The following is a 15,591-nucleotide window of genomic DNA, read 5'->3' on the forward strand; positions in this document are numbered from 1 at the left end:
AACCCTTTTATAAATAAAAAATATTATAATACAAATATTAATAATAATGTAAATTTTAATTAAAGTCAAATAAAGATTTTTAAGTATTTTATTGAATTAAAAAAGTTTCTTGATATACTTCTCTATAATATCCTATATCTTTATTTATTAAATTACTAATATCTACAACTGCTCCAAATTTCATAAATATATTTTGAAATTTGTCAATATTTTTTCCATAATAAATAAAGCAGCAAGACATTGGAGCACCTTTATTATTATCATTACCATTTATTATAAATTTTAATCTTGTATCATATAAAAAACATATAGAAACTGCTTTTCCAAAAATATAATTTTTCCAATGAGAAGTATTTGTAGCAACAGGAACTAATAATAAAATTTCTGAACCAAATTCTATATAAGATTCATAACTCTTTTTAATCCAATCTTTTATTGTAGTTTTCCTTACTCTATCTGCTCCATATGGAGGATTTACATATATTGTTCTATAATTCCATAATTTACTTAATCCGTCTGACGGAAGCATAAATTCTGTCTTAGCATTTACTATAGAATACTTATTGGAACATGGATCCAGTTCTATGTTGCCATCAAACATTTCAACTATAGCTTTTACATATTTTAATGGGGTACACCAATCCTGAGATTGAGAATTTACATTTCTTCCAGCACTCATTTATAAACCTCTTTCCAATCTTTTTCTAATAATTTTTTTATATTAACAATAATAGAATCTAAATCTAAACCCTTAGGAGATATTACATTGAACCATTTTTTTATATTTTCAAAATAATTATAAAAATATTTATTTAAAGCAATATCCGCTTTTAAATATATTTTTGACTTAGTAAATATATTCACATTTTTAATACTAGGAGAATAGCTTTCTTTAAAAGCATACTTTATATCATCATATTCTTTTTTATTACTCAGTAATAAAGTTTCTATAAATTGTGTTATTCCATTGTCTGTTAAAAATAATAAATAATCATAAGATTGCGATAAAATTTTTAACTCTTTATTTGGATTATCACTAATGAACCAATTACCATGATTGCTTACAATACCAATTGTCAATATGAAATCTTTTAATAATTCTAATTTAGAAGTAGATATAATTTCATCCAGTTTATCATAATAATTAAATAAACTAAAGCCGCTATTATTATTAGATAAAACACCTAAAAGAGTTCCATCATAATTTCTTATTTTTTGAAAAGAAGAAACAACTCTCGATACATAAGCACCTTGCTTTGCTTTCTCTATTGTTTGAGGACCTTTTTTATTACCTGCCTCTACTCCAACTCTTTTACACTCAAACATAGCAAATGGTCTATTTACTAATTTATATATTTTTATAAATTGCTCATCTGTATTTACATAAGCATTATAAATAAATTTATCATCATAACATAGTCTTTTAGCATTATATATAATATTATTTTTATCTATTAGATTAACATTATTAATTTTTAAAATATTTTTATTGTCATTAAAAATTTTATTTGCTTTTATAGGTAATTTTTCCAAATTATATTTATACTCATAAACTAATTCAGAACCATGCAATGTAAACTCTACATTATGGGTAATATTCATATTGGCATATTCTGGTATTTTATATTCTATACATATATTATGTTGCAAACCAATAAGTTTTAAAAAATAGTATGTTATAATTTCAACAAATGTACCTAAAGCTCTGCCAGCAGCTTTTTTACTATCTTTTCTATTTTTAAAAGTAGTATTTGCTAAAGCCAATTGTAATTTATCAATAGAGTCATACGACATATAAAAAACCTTACTAATATACTATATAACAAATATATTGTAAATTTTAATTAAAGTCAAATAAAGATTTTTATTATGTTAATTTCATATCAATATTATTTTATTATCATTTCTTTTGTAAAGCTATTCAAATTTTCATGTCCGTCTTTAGTTACAAGTATTAAATCTTCTATTCTAACACCTATTTTTTTATTATGACAGTAAATTCCAGGCTCTATTGAAAATATCATACCCTCTTTTAATTGGGCATGATGAATAGAACTTACATCCCCATATTCATGTACATCCATACCTATACAATGTCCAGTTCTATGAGTAAAATATTCACCATATCCGTTTTCTGTTATATAAGAACGTGCCTCATTATCTATATCAGAAAATTTAACTTTTTCACTAACTTTATTAATAGCTCTTTCATTTGCAGTTTTAACTATATCATATATTTTTTTAAACTCTTCATCAGGATTGCCAAAAAATATAGTTCTAGTCATATCAGAACAATAGCCATCATATATGCATCCCATATCTATAACCAAGCATCCGTTATTTTCTATTATTGTATTTCCTGTAGAATAATGAGGATTAGCAGCATTTTCTCTGAATGCTATAATAGGCTCAAATGAAAAAAGAGAATCATCAGCTCCGTTTCTTCTATATGTAAGTTTTAACTCTTCTAAAACATCAATCTCTTTCATACCTACTTCAGCAAAATTAATAATATCATTCATGCTTTTATCATTAATCTCTGAAGCCTTAATCATCTTTTTTATCTCTTCCTCATCTTTCTGCATTCTGACATAATCTATGCAAGGCGAAGCATTTATGTAATTTTCAGCAATATCAATCTCTATCATCTCTAATAAGAAATTAGATGTCATTGATTTATCTATACCTATATTTTTATCTTTATGAACAAATTTCGATAATTTTTTTACAGCACTTTCTGTATCAGAATAGTATAAAATATCTATATCATCATTATTTAAAGGAAAAAGCTGATTGTTAATAAGATGAATCTCATTATCCTGATTAATATAGAGCCCTAAAAATCTCTCACCTGAATGTATATTAATACCTGTAAGATAATATATGGACATTCTATCAGTTATTACAAATTGATAGATATTTTTATCTTTCATTGATTTAATAACTCTGTTTAGCCTATTAATATTCATTTTTTATATAATCCTTTTTTAAATTATAAAAATGTATTTATAGATTATATACTAAAAAGAAATTTTTGCATAATACAAAATTATATAATTATTACTCTTTTACCCTATTAGAAGCATTATTAATATTAAGTTTATAAAGCTCATCAATAAATGAAACAGCAAAGCTAGCAGGAGCATCTGCCTTTTTTGAAGCCTCTTCACCTGCCTCAGCCATTATGCACATAGCAGAAGAAGCAGCAATTAAAGGTTCGGACACCGCAAGCATAGCAGCAGTAATTGCAGTAGAAGTACAGCCCATACCAGTATTAAGAGGCATTAAAGGAGAACCTCCATTTACATATAAAACTCTATTTCCATCTGTTATAATATCTGTTTCTCCGCTTATGCTTACAACCGTATTATACTCTTTAGCTAAATGTCTGCCAGCTTCTAATGCCATATTAACATTTGCCGTGCTGTCTACTCCTTTAGTTTTTATACTTTCACCAGCAAGAACCATTATCTCTGAAGCATTACCTCTTACTACTTTGGGATTATAATTTTTCATTATATCTACAGCTGTTTTAGTTCTTAATTTTGTTGCTCCTGCTCCTACAGGGTCAAGTACAAAAGGCACATTTTTTTTATTTGCTATCTCGCATGCACTATGCATAGCCTCTATAGAACTTTTAGTTAAAGTACCTATATTAATAACAAGTGAGGAAGCAATAGAAAGCATATCTTCAAACTCTTCTTTTTCAAATGTCATAACTGGAGAAGCCCCAACAGCAAGCAAGGCATTAGCAGTAATCTGCATAACTACGAAATTTGTTATATTATGAACTAATGGGTTTTTAGATTTCATATCAGTAATTGCTTTAAATATTTCATCTTTTAATGTACTCATATATTCTCTCCTTATAATTTTATTCTTAATTATTTTTTATTCTTTTATTTTATTTTTACTAATTATTTTACTAAACAAATAACTCTGAAATACAATATAAACATGCTTTGCCTGATATAGTAAGTTTATTATCTTTTATATTGCAGTATAATACTCCAGTTCTTTTAGAATATTGAAATGCCTCAAAATAATATTTATTTAATTTAGAAGATAATAAAGGTATAATATGACAATGCCCAGAACCGCATACATCAACCTCATCAACATCTAATTTCGGAGCGAAAGTTCTAGTTACACAATCATAATTGATATTAGATTTATCTTTCACAATAGAAGTAATATGAAATAATAATCCGTCTAACTGCTTTATTTTTTCTAAATTTACTTTTGCATTAATTACCTGATTTTCATCTTCTAATACGCATACTATATCACGTCCCATATATGCTTCAATAGGTTTAATACCTCCTATAGCTTCTATTATATCATCTGTAATATTTATAGGTTTTAAATTATATTTCGGAGTATCCATTTCATATAAATCAGCATTTTTTTTAATAGTTAATATACCCTCTTTAGTGTTCAGTCTAACTTCATTAGAACCTTTTTCAGCAAAATTTAATATAGCATATCCTACAGCAAGTACGGCATGTCCGCAGAAATCTATTTCACATTCTGGAGTAAACCAATAAACATCATAATTATTATCTTTATTATTTTTTATAGTAAATACAGTTTCTGAAATATTATTCTCAGAAGCAATATTCTGCATAAGTTCATGTGAAATTTCTTTATCTAATATACAAACAGCAGTAGGATTACCATTAAAAACACTATCAGCAAAAGCATCTATAATATAACATTTCATAAATAAAAAACTCCCATTATTTTATTAACTTAAAAAGAAATAAGCAAAAGGCACAGCAAATAATAAAGCAAGCACTATTCTCTCAACCCATATTATCATCATATCTTTTATACTTATTGGTATTCCCACAGCAAGCATCACTGGTATAGGAGCAGCAAAATATAAAATCTCAGCAACACAAACTACAGCGACAACAGACTTAGCAAATTGACTAGCATACATTACAATACTAGAAGAGCATGACATCTCTACTAATGTAACAGAACAAGCCTTTGCCACTATATAAGCCTCATCTCCTAAACCTAATAATTTTGTAATAGGAAGAAATATATAACTTATAACATCAAATATAGGCGTATAATTAACTATTAAAAGTCCAATAAAAGTTATAGCCATAAAATTAGGCATAACTGAAATAGAAACCATAAGCCCCTCTTTTAAGTTTTTAATAACACTGCTGAAAAAATTATCCGCATGACTAGCAGTATCAGCAGCCTCATTTAAAGCAAGCTTAAAAATATTTCCGCCTTTATATACAGGCTCTTCTTTAACTTCTTTATCCATATATCCATTATTAGGTTTGCTTCTTAAAGGATAAAGCCTTACAGTTATAGCAGTTACCAAAAATGTAATTAACATAGTACCAAAAAAATATATATTCCATTTATCCATAACCCCAAACATTTTAGCAACTACTATCATAAATGTTGTAGATACAGTAGAAAATCCAGTGGCTATTATGCAGGCTTCTTTTTTTGAATAATAACCTTTTTTATAAACTTTGCTTGTCATCAAAAGAGCAATAGAATAACTGCCTACAAATGAAGCTATAGCATCTAAAGAAGACCTGCCTGAAGTTTTCCATATAGGCTTCATTATACAACGCATAAATATACCAGCAAATGACATAAGTCCGTAATCTACTAAAAATGATAAAAATATAAAACCTACACTATTAATTAATGCTATTTGAGTAAGAAGATTATAAGAAAAAAGAAGCATATTAGGTTTATGAAAATCAGAAGGTCCTAATCCGAAATAAGCCATTATAATAAAAGGAATAGAAAATAATTTTATAAATGAAAAAAATATTTCTGTTTTATTCTTATTCCAAGACTTACTAATAAAAGGATATATACCCCCAAACATAGTTATTAAAATACCATAATAGGGATCAACAAAAGGAATCTTTCTTATAAAACTTACCAAATGATCTATTGGTATGGATTTAACATTCCCTATTTGAATAGGTATAAATAATACAAATACGCCTATAAAACTAAATACAATAAACTTTAAATAAGATGATTTGGTATATAATTTAGTATTATTTAAAACGTTTTCTGAGTTCATAAAAATTTCCTTAAATATAGATTATAATTTAGAGAAACCTTAATGAAAATAATGAGTGTATAAAAATAAAAAATGAATATAATATTAGAAAACTTAAAAAAATATTTCCCTACACTGGCATTATCCAACAGGTTATAAGGGTCTAAGTTATTCAGATGAATTAAAACTTACTCTCAGCCTTTTAAAGCTCCCCTAATTTTTGTATATTATACAATAAAATTATAATTATTTCAAACTATTTTCCTTTTCTGCTGGCAAGAATATATGCAAAATTATCAAAATATTTCATAATTCTTTCATCTGTATTATATTCATTATCTCCAAGCAAATAATCGCATAATACTTCTCTTAATCTTGTAAACTCTTTTATGCTGTGTTTTTTATACTGTGCCTCTATTGTTATATCTATCAATTCCAATGCTCTGTAGGCTGAATTTATAGAATATTCTAAATTATTTTTATTTTTAAATTTTATTGCTCTATAAACTTCGCTTCCAATATTTGCCATTTGTTCTGCAAGACTTAAAGTTTTCCATCTTCCTTTTGATAAATCTTTATGCATATAATTCATAAATCTACCTTTATATAATCATCTAATTATTAAATTATTTACTATATTAATTATTTCTTTTCTAATATCATCATCTTCTACATATCTGCTTTTATTATTATCTGAAGGACGTATATTTATTAAAGAATCAAATTCCAAAAAATCTTCGCCATCTAAATTAGGATAAATATTAATGCCCCATAGGTCATTTTGCAAAGAACCATTCTCTATTAATAAAGATTCCAAATCGCTATGAAGCTCCGCATCCAATGCCAGTTCCTTTTTTCTAATATCAACAACTCCTTTAACCATATCTGTAAAAAAATTTCCAAGCATATTTTTTACTTCATCAATTTTTATACTTTCTTTAATAATTATCATAATATTAATACTCCGTGTAAATATTAACGGTAAATAAATAAAATTTAATCATAATGTTTTTTATGCTTATACATTCCGATAATTAATATGTATCTTTAATAATAAAATAATTATATAAATAAAAAAATTATAAAAAGATTTTAGATTATTACGAGAATGATAACGATATAATAATCACTTCTATATTAAAAACAGGAGATAAAAAATGAGAGTTACTGAACAAGCCCAATTTAATAGAACAGTTAGTACAATAAAAAGAAACTATAGTGAGATGGAAGCTTCTCAAACTAGATTATCTACTGGTCAAAGGGTGCAGTACCCTCACCAGAATGTTACATCAACTATTAATTCTATCTATTACAGAACTAGAATGTCATCCGTTGATAGATATCAAAACAATATAGTTGATGGAAAAGAAAAATTAAGCGTTGCTCATGATTCTATGTCTGGAATAACTGAAGCTTTAAATAGAGCAAGGGATTTAGCAGTACAAGGTGCAAACAGTACTTACGGTGCCGATGACAGAGCTAAAATGGCTATGGAAGTTGAAGAGATGATAGAAAGAATATATGACATCTCCAAAACTCAAAGTAAGGGAGAATTTGTATTTTCTGGTACAAGCACTAAAACTGCCCCATTCAGAGCTCTTTACGGATATGATGAAAAAGCAGGACGCTCAATAATAAGATCTGTTATATATGAAGGCGACGGCAATGCTCAAAACAGAGAAGTAGAAAACGGACAGGTTATTAATGTAGCAACTCCGGGTAATTATGCATTCTGGGGAACTGATATGGAAATTATATCTACTACAGATGCTTCTACATATATAGCTGCTGAAAATCAGGATATTATGATAGATGATATGGTTATCAATATTAAACAAGGCGATAATATTGAAGCTATAGTTCAAAGAATAAATGATGCTAATGGAAATGTAAGTGCAACTATAGGAGATTTAAGAGGCGGTGCTAAAGTTATACAATTAAAAACAGGAACACCTCATAAAATACTTTTACAGGATTTAGCAGGAGGAACAGTATTACAGGATATAGGTTTGGTTAGAGTAGGATCAGCAAATAATCCTGAAAATAACTATGAACCTAGTGCTTTAGTAACTGGTAAAAGTGTATTTGAAACTTTAATATATTTAAGAGATGCTATGCTTAATGATGATGTAAGAGCTATAGGAAGTGAGGCTTTAGGTTATATAGATAGTTCTTTGGATAATGTTGCAACTATACAGGCTAATGCTTCTTCTAAAGTAACAAGACTTGATATGGGTTATACCAGCTTTGAAAATCAAAAATTATCCATTCAAGAGGCTTTAGCTAAAAATGAAAATATAGATTATGCTGAAGAAATTGTTAACTTTAATATGTGGCAGTATGCTCATAATGCTTCATTACAAACTGCTGGAAGAATATTAGGCAGAACTCTTATGGACTATTTAAGATAATAAGTTTATAGTTTAATGCTTAAAAGATAATTAATTTTATAATATATAAAGGAAATAATTTATGCCTGAAATAGAATCTAGGATATTAGGAAAAGTTGAGGTTTCAGATGATTCTCTTTATCATCTAAATGGAACTATACTAGCCTTTGAAGACTATGATGAGTTTTATCTTGTTAATATGGATGAAGAAGGTACTTTTAAGATTCTTCAATCCAAAGATGACAAAAATATATGTTTTATTCTTATAGATCCATTTCTGGTATTTAAAGATTATGAACCTGATGTGCATGATGATGATATAAAATATTTAGGTATAGAAAACCATGAAGACTTATACCTATTAACAATAGTCAGCATACCAAATGATGATTTTAAAACTATGAGTGCTAATCTAATAGCACCCGTAGTTTTTAATATAAAAAATCATAAAGCAAAACAATGTACTGTTTCTGGAGATAAATACACCACAAGACATTTCATATTATCCGAAGAATCTGAAAATAATACGCATGAAAGGAGTTCATAAAATGCTTGTACTTTCTAGAAAAATAAATCAAAGCATAGTAATTGGTGATAATATAGAAATAATGCTTGTTGATATACGGGGAGATCAAATTAAACTTGGAATCAATGCCCCTAAAAATGTAAAAATCTTTAGAAAAGAAGTTTATGAAGAAATAGAAAGTCAGAACTTAGAAGCATCTAAAGAAGCTACAGCTGATAAATTGAATATATTAACAAGTTTTGTAAAAAATAAATTTGGAAAAAATAATAAATAATCCCCTACTCTTTATTTAAATCATTTTAATTACTGAATGGATTAATAAAACTTCCATTTCTTATTACATTAATAGGCGTCAGAATTATATATGATACTATTACATTAAATAATGATATAATACATGAAAATATCAAAAGCATGTTATAAGTAGTAAGAATCCTATTGATAAATACATAAAATGAACTTGGAATATCAAATTTAAAAAATACTTTCATAATTATTAAAAATGTATTAAATATTAATGAAACAGCAAAAATAACTATTATACCCTTCCAAGCATGAGAAATATCTGCAGGACTTAATTCCATGTGAGATGCTATTGCTATTGAAAAATATAAAAATATCCAAAATGTTATGCTTTTAAATGAAGAGTTTACAATAATATTTTTTATTATATTAACAAAAATATTATATGTATATATAAAAATACTTGATATAGTGTAGTATACAATAGACAAAATCTCTGAATTAAATACCTGTTTATATTTTATACTAGGCATTGCAAATACATTCTCTTTTAATTCTGGTGCTAATAATAGGAAAAGCAAATATACTATTAATGTTCCTACAATAATAGGACCTACTCCTATAAAAAAATTTCCTATCTGCTGATACCAACTTCTTGAATCATAGCTATGCAAAACATATCCTATAGTATCAGATTTGGTATTGAAAAGTTTAATATCATTGATTTTATGTCTGAATAATAAACAGAATAATGCATGTGAAAGTTCATGTATAGGAGTTCCTATCCATCCTGTAATATAAACCTCTATTTTTGAACCTAATGTTTTAGCAAATATTCTTCTCGTAATAGAAGATAATACATATAAAACAAATCCGAATATTATAATACTGCCGAATAATTGAAATAGATCAATTACAGTTTTAGAAAATATTATTATTATAAAATATAAAAAATCTTTTATCATTGCTAGATTTATCGGAAGAAAAAAATTTTAATTAATGTAAAAATATATAATACATGATTTAATAAACACTTGAAAAAATAGTATTTCTACTATAAACTATCCTGAAAAATATATTTTTATATAAAAAATAATAAGTGGAGAAGAAATGAAAAAAATTATTTGTTTATTGCTGCTGTTAAATTCTTTTGTATTTGCTATAGATGATATTGTAGATAAAGATAATATGCATAACTTAATAGAAGGAGTAACATCAACAAGATTTGGTACAGACAGAGTTAGTACAATATATGACTTTGCTCCGCTTATGAATCATAATACCCCTTTTAAATTGGGAGTATCATTATTAGATTTAACACATATAGTTGATAATAAAACAATAGGAACAGATGGAAAAAGAAAACTAGCATTTTTGCCTAAAGGTTTTGTAGGCTTAAGTTATGGAATGTTCGCTTTTGGTTATCAATTTAATTTATATAATGATATTACAAAAGGAGGTAATCCTATATCACATAGCCATTCTTTTTCATTTGGGTTCGCTAATGACAGATATAGACTATCTCTCCCTGTTTCATTCTCATTGTCAGACCCTAACTACTATGGAGGAAAAGCATCTATAAGCACAACTCCTAAGTTTTCATTTATGTTTAGAAGCGGATTACTGGATGAATTTACAATATCGCTCCATTATGGAATTCAGCTTTCTACCGTTACAAATCCTGTAGGAGGTACTAATATAGCACCTATGGTTATAGGAGGTTCTTTGTATGGAGATATAATGCTTACGAGATTTGATAATTATCCAGTTCAAATCAGCATACCTGCCAAAGTTGCTTTCTATTATGGTATAGGAGCTAGATGGGCTACTATAGATGCAGGATATGTAGAAGATACTTTAATAAATTATCTATATAGTGATACTGAACAAACGGAAAGGGCTACAGACAGTATGAGATTCTATGTACTATTGCCAGCCAAATTTGAGTCAAAATTAGGTGCTATATACTTTTATGTAATGCCTAGATTAATGTTTGAAGGAAGTATATATAAAACTGATGGAATTTATAATCTGCATTATGGTATGGAAGGAGAGTTACAGCTTACTTTAATCGAAAATTTAACATTTGGATTAACAGCTTATGCTGAAGGACAATATATAGCAAGAAAAAATGCTGATTTTAATATAAATAATGCATTTGGAGGCGGATTGGATGTTTGGGGAATATGGAGATATTAAAAACTGAAATAATAAAAGACTTATGCTAATTAAAAATAATAGCATATATCTAAAAATATAGAATTCAAAAATAGAACTCTATAATATATAGAGTTCTATTTTTATAAAACAAATATATTCAGGGAGTAATACAATGTCTAATAAGAATTTACCAGAAATTTTTGAAACATTTACAGATGCACGTAAAAAAGGTTTTCTTACTATGAAAGAAGAAAAAGATAAGGGAAGAAATGTAGTAGGAAGTTTTTGCACCTATACGCCGAAAGAAGTAATATATGCTGCTGATGCCATATCAGTATCATTATGCTCCACAAATGAAGAAACTATACCCGAAGCGGAAAAATATCTGCCTAAAAACTTATGTCCGTTAATAAAATCAAGCTATGGTTTTGCTATAACAGATAAATGCCCTTATATGTATTTCTCTGATTTAATAGTAGGAGAAACCACATGTGATGGAAAGAAAAAGATGTATGAGCTTTTAGGAGAAATAAAAAATACTCATGTTATGCAGCTGCCTCATTCAAAAAATGAATATGCTTTGGAACTTTGGAAAAATGAAATATCAGAACTTATAAAAAGACTAGAAAAAGAATTTAATATAAAAATAACAGAAGAAAAATTAAGAGATTCTATAAAACTATTTAACGAAGAAAGAAGGGCAATAAAAGAATTATATGAATTAGGAAAACTTAATCCTTCCCCTATAAGAGGAAGTGAAATGCATGAGGCTTTGCATTCATCTAATTATAAATTTAACAGAATAGCATACATAAATGAAATAAAACAATTAGTAAAGAGTATAAAAGAAACATATTTGCAAAGCGAACAAAAAGAATCTGATAAAAATAAACCTAGAATATTAATAACAGGATGTCCTACTGGAGGACTTGTTGATAAAGTTATAAGACAGATTGAAGAAGTGGGTGGAAGTGTTGTTTGTTTTGAAAGCTGTTTAGGAAGTAAAAATTTTGAAATGCTTGTTGATGAAGATAAAGATCCAATAGAAGCCATTGCTGAAAAATATATTAATATACCTTGTTCAGTTATGAGTCCTAATGACGGCAGAATGGATGTAATAAAAAAATATATAGAAGAATATAATATAGATGGGGTTATAGAAGTTACACTTACTGCATGTCATACTTATGCTGTAGAAACAGAAAAAGTAAGACGTACTGTAGAAGAATGCGGAAAATCATATTTAAATATAGAAACTAATTATTCTAACAGTGATGCTCCTCAGCTTAGAACTAGGTTAGAAGCATTTATTGAAATGTTATAGCTATATTTTTTTTAGAAAAATAAATTATTTAATTGACAAATAATTACATTTTTATTATAATTTCGGTTATGATTACTAATTTTGCTGTAAACAAATTGATAGTATCCATTTCATATCTATCTAAAAAATATACAAGACATATAATATAATATTCATTCTATAGGATATAGAATTTCATTTCTATTTTTATAAAACAAATATATTTTAGGGAGTAATGCAATGTCCAATAACGCTTTACCAGAAATTTTTGAAACATTTGCCGATGCACGTAAAAAAGGTTTTCTTGCTATGAAAGCAGAAAAAGATAAGGGAAGAAACGTAGTAGGGACTTTTTGTACCTATACGCCAAAAGAATTAATATATGCTGCTAATGCAGTATCTGTATCATTATGTTCTACAAGTGATGAAACTATACCTGAAGCTGAAAAATATCTGCCTAAAAACTTATGTCCGTTAATAAAATCAAGCTACGGTTTTGCTATAACAGATAAATGTCCCTATATGTATTTCTCTGATTTAATAGTAGGAGAAACTACATGCGACGGAAAGAAAAAGATGTATGAACTTTTGGGAGAAGTAAAAGATACTCATGTTATGCAATTGCCTCATACAAAAAATTATTATTCCTTTGAGCTTTGGAAAAATGAATTAAATATACTTATAAAAAAATTAGAAGAAAAGTTTAATGTAAAAATAACAGAAGAAAAATTAAGAGATGCTATAAAATTATTCAATGAAGAGAGAACTCTTATGAAAGAATTTTTCTCTCTTGCTAAATTAGTACCTTCTCCTGTTAAAGGAACAGAACTGCATGATGTTATGAGTTCATCAAGCTTTAAATTTGATAAAAAAGAATTCTTTGAAGAAATTAAAAAAGCTATTGCAGATACAAAAGCAAAATATGAAAGAGGAGAAACTCCATTTACTGAAGATACTCCTAGAATATTGATAACAGGATGTCCTACTGGAGGTGTTGTAAATAAAGTAATAAAACAAATAGAAGAAATAGGCGGTTCTGTTGTATGTATAGAAAATTGTTCAGGAACAAAAAATCATGAAATGCTAGTTGATGAAAATAAAGACCCAATAGAAGCCATTGCTGAAAGATATTTAAATATCCCTTGTTCTATTATGGTTAATAATGACGGGAGGATGGAAAGAATAAAAAGATATATAGATGAATATAAAGTTGATGGTGTTATAGATGTTACACTCACAGCATGTCATACTTACGCTATAGAAACAGAAAAAGTAAGACGTACTGTAGAAGGATGCGGAAAATCATATTTGGCTATAGAAACAAATTATTCTAATAGCGATGCTCCTCAAATTAGAACTAGATTAGAAGCATTTGTTGAAATGCTGTAATTAAATAATATAAATTATGAGTTTATAGCTTTAGTTATAATTATATTATAACTAGGTTATAAACTCAAATTATTAAAAATACTTTATATTTTAAATAAGTTAGTTTTAGCAATAATAATCATAAAAATTGTAAACTTTTAATAATTCATTTATTAGATAAAAAATGAAACTGTATTTATTAACACAAATAAAATTATAGCTTTAATTATAATTGGAATAAAGATAAAACTATGAGCATACGGTAAATTTATTAGCGATATATTTAAAGCGAACAATTTTTATTAGCAATAACAATATGAAAATTGTGAGCATACGGAAATTATTAGCTGTATAATTAAAGCGAACAATTTTTATTAGCAATAATAGGAAGGAATATGATATACTTTGATAATGCAGCAACAACATTAAAAAAGCCAGAAACTGTTGCTAAAGCAGTTTTCAATGCCATAAATAGTTTTGCAAATGCTTCAAGAGGGTCTTATGAATCATCTTTAAATAGTGAAAGAGTCATATTAGATACAAGAGAAAGAATTGTTAAACTTTTTAATGGCTACAGCCCTAATTATGCTGCCTTTACAAGCAATTCCACAGAAGCATTAAATACTGCGATTAAAGGAACAATAGAAAATCATAAAGATACTCATATTATAACAACTTCTTTGGAACATAACAGCGTATTAAGACCGCTTTATGAGATGCAGGAACTTGGTGCAGAACTAACTATAATAAAAGCAAATATAAAAGGTGAAATAAATTATTCAGATATAGAAAAGAGCATAAAATCAAATACTAAGGCTATTGTATGCACTCATGCCTCTAATGTAATAGGAGATGTTTTAGATATAGATTTTATAGGAAGTTTATGCTCCAAACATAATATATTATTTATTTTGGATGCATCACAAAGTGCAGGTTCAATAGATATTGATATGAAGAAAAGCAATATTGATATAGTATGCTTTACAGGACATAAAGGTTTAATGGGACCTCAAGGTACTGGAGGATTATGTATAAAAAAAGATATTAAAATAAAGCCATTGAAAAGCGGAGGCTCTGGTATAAAAACATATTCTAAAACACAGCCTGAAAATATGCCAACAAGACTTGAAGCAGGTACTTTAAATAGTCATTCTATAGCTGGACTTAATGCGGCATTAGAATTTATAGAAAATGAAACTGTTGAAAAAATACGAAAACGTGAAAAAGATTTGGCAGATTATTTTTATAATGGAATTAAAGATATAGAAAATATAAAGCTCTATGGTAATTATAATACGAAAAATAGAACATCAATAGTTGCTTTAAATATTGGGGAAATAGATTCGGCAAAGATTTCTGACATACTTGCAAATGAATATAATATAGCTACTAGATCAGGCGGACATTGTGCCCCTCTTATGCATGAATCATTGAATACAGTTAAACAGGGTATTGTAAGATTTAGCTTTTCTTATTTTAATACTGAAGAAGAAATTGAAAAAGGTATTAATGCAGTAAAACAAATTAGTAAAAAATTTTTATAAAA

General features: G+C 27.1%; 16 protein-coding genes and 1 riboswitch. Of the genes, 7 read left to right on the forward strand and 9 right to left on the reverse strand.

The annotated features are described in order from the left end of the window. Positions 1–88: 88 nt before the first annotated feature. The 8 genes from Q0J69_RS04350 to Q0J69_RS04385 all read right to left on the reverse strand — a co-directional run bounded on the left by Q0J69_RS04350 (position 89) and on the right by Q0J69_RS04385 (position 7,007). The gene (locus tag Q0J69_RS04350) at positions 89–679 is read right to left on the reverse strand and encodes a DNA N-6-adenine-methyltransferase (protein ID WP_297204619.1); all 591 of its coding nucleotides are present in this window, start codon (positions 677–679) and stop codon (positions 89–91) included. After that, positions 676–1,794 (reverse strand): hypothetical protein, encoded by a 1,119-nt coding sequence (locus Q0J69_RS04355; RefSeq protein ID WP_297204620.1) that lies wholly within the window; start codon positions 1,792–1,794, stop codon positions 676–678. The genes Q0J69_RS04350 and Q0J69_RS04355 overlap by 4 nt, the downstream gene beginning before the upstream one ends. Before the next feature lie 95 nt (positions 1,795–1,889). Next, complete coding sequence (locus Q0J69_RS04360) at positions 1,890–2,969, reverse strand: Xaa-Pro peptidase family protein (RefSeq protein ID WP_297204622.1); 1,080 nt, start codon at positions 2,967–2,969, stop codon at positions 1,890–1,892. Between the two features lie 91 nt (positions 2,970–3,060). Then, a complete protein-coding gene (thiM, locus tag Q0J69_RS04365) occupies positions 3,061–3,855 on the reverse strand; it encodes a hydroxyethylthiazole kinase (protein ID WP_297204624.1) in 795 nt (264 codons plus the stop codon). 70 nt (positions 3,856–3,925) lie between these two features. Next, positions 3,926–4,723 (reverse strand): PhzF family phenazine biosynthesis isomerase, encoded by a 798-nt coding sequence (locus Q0J69_RS04370; RefSeq protein ID WP_297204626.1) that lies wholly within the window; start codon positions 4,721–4,723, stop codon positions 3,926–3,928. Positions 4,724–4,747: 24 nt separating this feature from the next. Then, positions 4,748–6,076 (reverse strand): YjiH family protein, encoded by a 1,329-nt coding sequence (locus Q0J69_RS04375; RefSeq protein WP_297204629.1) that lies wholly within the window; start codon positions 6,074–6,076, stop codon positions 4,748–4,750. Between the two features lie 89 nt (positions 6,077–6,165). Next, a riboswitch (TPP riboswitch) is annotated at positions 6,166–6,280 on the reverse strand. 31 nt (positions 6,281–6,311) lie between these two features. Then, on the reverse strand, positions 6,312–6,647 hold the full coding sequence (locus tag Q0J69_RS04380; RefSeq protein ID WP_297204632.1) for a hypothetical protein: 336 nt from the start codon (positions 6,645–6,647) through the stop codon (positions 6,312–6,314). Positions 6,648–6,665: 18 nt separating this feature from the next. After that, complete coding sequence (locus Q0J69_RS04385) at positions 6,666–7,007, reverse strand: DUF5674 family protein (protein WP_297204636.1); 342 nt, start codon at positions 7,005–7,007, stop codon at positions 6,666–6,668. A gap of 205 nt (positions 7,008–7,212) precedes the next feature. On the opposite strand from Q0J69_RS04385, the gene Q0J69_RS04390 reads away from it, so the two are divergent. The 3 genes from Q0J69_RS04390 (at position 7,213) to csrA (ending at position 9,245) form a co-directional block, all read left to right on the forward strand. Continuing rightward, complete coding sequence (locus Q0J69_RS04390; RefSeq protein ID WP_297204637.1) at positions 7,213–8,466, forward strand: flagellar hook-associated protein 3; 1,254 nt, start codon at positions 7,213–7,215, stop codon at positions 8,464–8,466. Positions 8,467–8,527: 61 nt separating this feature from the next. Next, a complete protein-coding gene (fliW, locus tag Q0J69_RS04395) occupies positions 8,528–8,992 on the forward strand; it encodes a flagellar assembly protein FliW (protein WP_297204640.1) in 465 nt (154 codons plus the stop codon). Between the two features lies 1 nt (position 8,993). Further along, positions 8,994–9,245 carry a carbon storage regulator CsrA gene (gene csrA / locus Q0J69_RS04400; protein ID WP_297204643.1) on the forward strand — a complete coding sequence of 84 codons (252 nt, stop codon included), beginning with the start codon at positions 8,994–8,996 and terminating at the stop codon, positions 9,243–9,245. 25 nt (positions 9,246–9,270) lie between these two features. On the opposite strand, the gene Q0J69_RS04405 is transcribed toward csrA, so the two are convergent. Then, on the reverse strand, positions 9,271–10,179 hold the full coding sequence (locus tag Q0J69_RS04405) for a hypothetical protein (RefSeq protein ID WP_297204647.1): 909 nt from the start codon (positions 10,177–10,179) through the stop codon (positions 9,271–9,273). Positions 10,180–10,324: 145 nt separating this feature from the next. Here Q0J69_RS04405 and Q0J69_RS04410 point away from each other — a divergent pair, with 145 nt between their 5' ends. The 4 genes from Q0J69_RS04410 (at position 10,325) to Q0J69_RS04425 (ending at position 15,589) form a co-directional block, all read left to right on the forward strand. Further along, positions 10,325–11,413 (forward strand): cell surface protein, encoded by a 1,089-nt coding sequence (locus tag Q0J69_RS04410; protein ID WP_297204649.1) that lies wholly within the window; start codon positions 10,325–10,327, stop codon positions 11,411–11,413. Between the two features lie 133 nt (positions 11,414–11,546). Beyond that, a complete protein-coding gene (locus tag Q0J69_RS04415; RefSeq protein ID WP_297204651.1) occupies positions 11,547–12,698 on the forward strand; it encodes a double-cubane-cluster-containing anaerobic reductase in 1,152 nt (383 codons plus the stop codon). A 219-nt stretch (positions 12,699–12,917) separates the two neighbouring features. Then, positions 12,918–14,066 (forward strand): double-cubane-cluster-containing anaerobic reductase, encoded by a 1,149-nt coding sequence (locus tag Q0J69_RS04420; RefSeq protein WP_297204653.1) that lies wholly within the window; start codon positions 12,918–12,920, stop codon positions 14,064–14,066. Positions 14,067–14,440: 374 nt separating this feature from the next. After that, complete coding sequence (locus Q0J69_RS04425) at positions 14,441–15,589, forward strand: aminotransferase class V-fold PLP-dependent enzyme (RefSeq protein WP_297204656.1); 1,149 nt, start codon at positions 14,441–14,443, stop codon at positions 15,587–15,589. Positions 15,590–15,591: the final 2 nt, after the last annotated feature.

The sequence above is a fragment of the uncultured Brachyspira sp. genome, assembly GCF_944388875.1.
GTDB lineage: Bacteria > Spirochaetota > Brachyspiria > Brachyspirales > Brachyspiraceae > Brachyspira.

What these genes read in the sequence shown, in the direction of transcription:
- Q0J69_RS04350 (WP_297204619.1), bottom strand. Translation starts at nt 679, where the DNA reads ATGAGTGCTGGAAGAAATGTAAATTCTCAATCTCAGGATTGGTGTACC.
- Q0J69_RS04355 (WP_297204620.1), bottom strand. Translation starts at nt 1,794, where the DNA reads ATGTCGTATGACTCTATTGATAAATTACAATTGGCTTTAGCAAATACT.
- Q0J69_RS04360 (WP_297204622.1), bottom strand. Translation starts at nt 2,969, where the DNA reads ATGAATATTAATAGGCTAAACAGAGTTATTAAATCAATGAAAGATAAA.
- thiM (WP_297204624.1), bottom strand. Translation starts at nt 3,855, where the DNA reads ATGAGTACATTAAAAGATGAAATATTTAAAGCAATTACTGATATGAAA.
- Q0J69_RS04370 (WP_297204626.1), bottom strand. Translation starts at nt 4,723, where the DNA reads ATGAAATGTTATATTATAGATGCTTTTGCTGATAGTGTTTTTAATGGT.
- Q0J69_RS04375 (WP_297204629.1), bottom strand. Translation starts at nt 6,076, where the DNA reads ATGAACTCAGAAAACGTTTTAAATAATACTAAATTATATACCAAATCA.
- Q0J69_RS04380 (WP_297204632.1), bottom strand. Translation starts at nt 6,647, where the DNA reads ATGAATTATATGCATAAAGATTTATCAAAAGGAAGATGGAAAACTTTA.
- Q0J69_RS04385 (WP_297204636.1), bottom strand. Translation starts at nt 7,007, where the DNA reads ATGATAATTATTAAAGAAAGTATAAAAATTGATGAAGTAAAAAATATG.
- Q0J69_RS04390 (WP_297204637.1), top strand. Translation starts at nt 7,213, where the DNA reads ATGAGAGTTACTGAACAAGCCCAATTTAATAGAACAGTTAGTACAATA.
- fliW (WP_297204640.1), top strand. Translation starts at nt 8,528, where the DNA reads ATGCCTGAAATAGAATCTAGGATATTAGGAAAAGTTGAGGTTTCAGAT.
- csrA (WP_297204643.1), top strand. Translation starts at nt 8,994, where the DNA reads ATGCTTGTACTTTCTAGAAAAATAAATCAAAGCATAGTAATTGGTGAT.
- Q0J69_RS04405 (WP_297204647.1), bottom strand. Translation starts at nt 10,179, where the DNA reads ATGATAAAAGATTTTTTATATTTTATAATAATAATATTTTCTAAAACT.
- Q0J69_RS04410 (WP_297204649.1), top strand. Translation starts at nt 10,325, where the DNA reads ATGAAAAAAATTATTTGTTTATTGCTGCTGTTAAATTCTTTTGTATTT.
- Q0J69_RS04415 (WP_297204651.1), top strand. Translation starts at nt 11,547, where the DNA reads ATGTCTAATAAGAATTTACCAGAAATTTTTGAAACATTTACAGATGCA.
- Q0J69_RS04420 (WP_297204653.1), top strand. Translation starts at nt 12,918, where the DNA reads ATGTCCAATAACGCTTTACCAGAAATTTTTGAAACATTTGCCGATGCA.
- Q0J69_RS04425 (WP_297204656.1), top strand. Translation starts at nt 14,441, where the DNA reads ATGATATACTTTGATAATGCAGCAACAACATTAAAAAAGCCAGAAACT.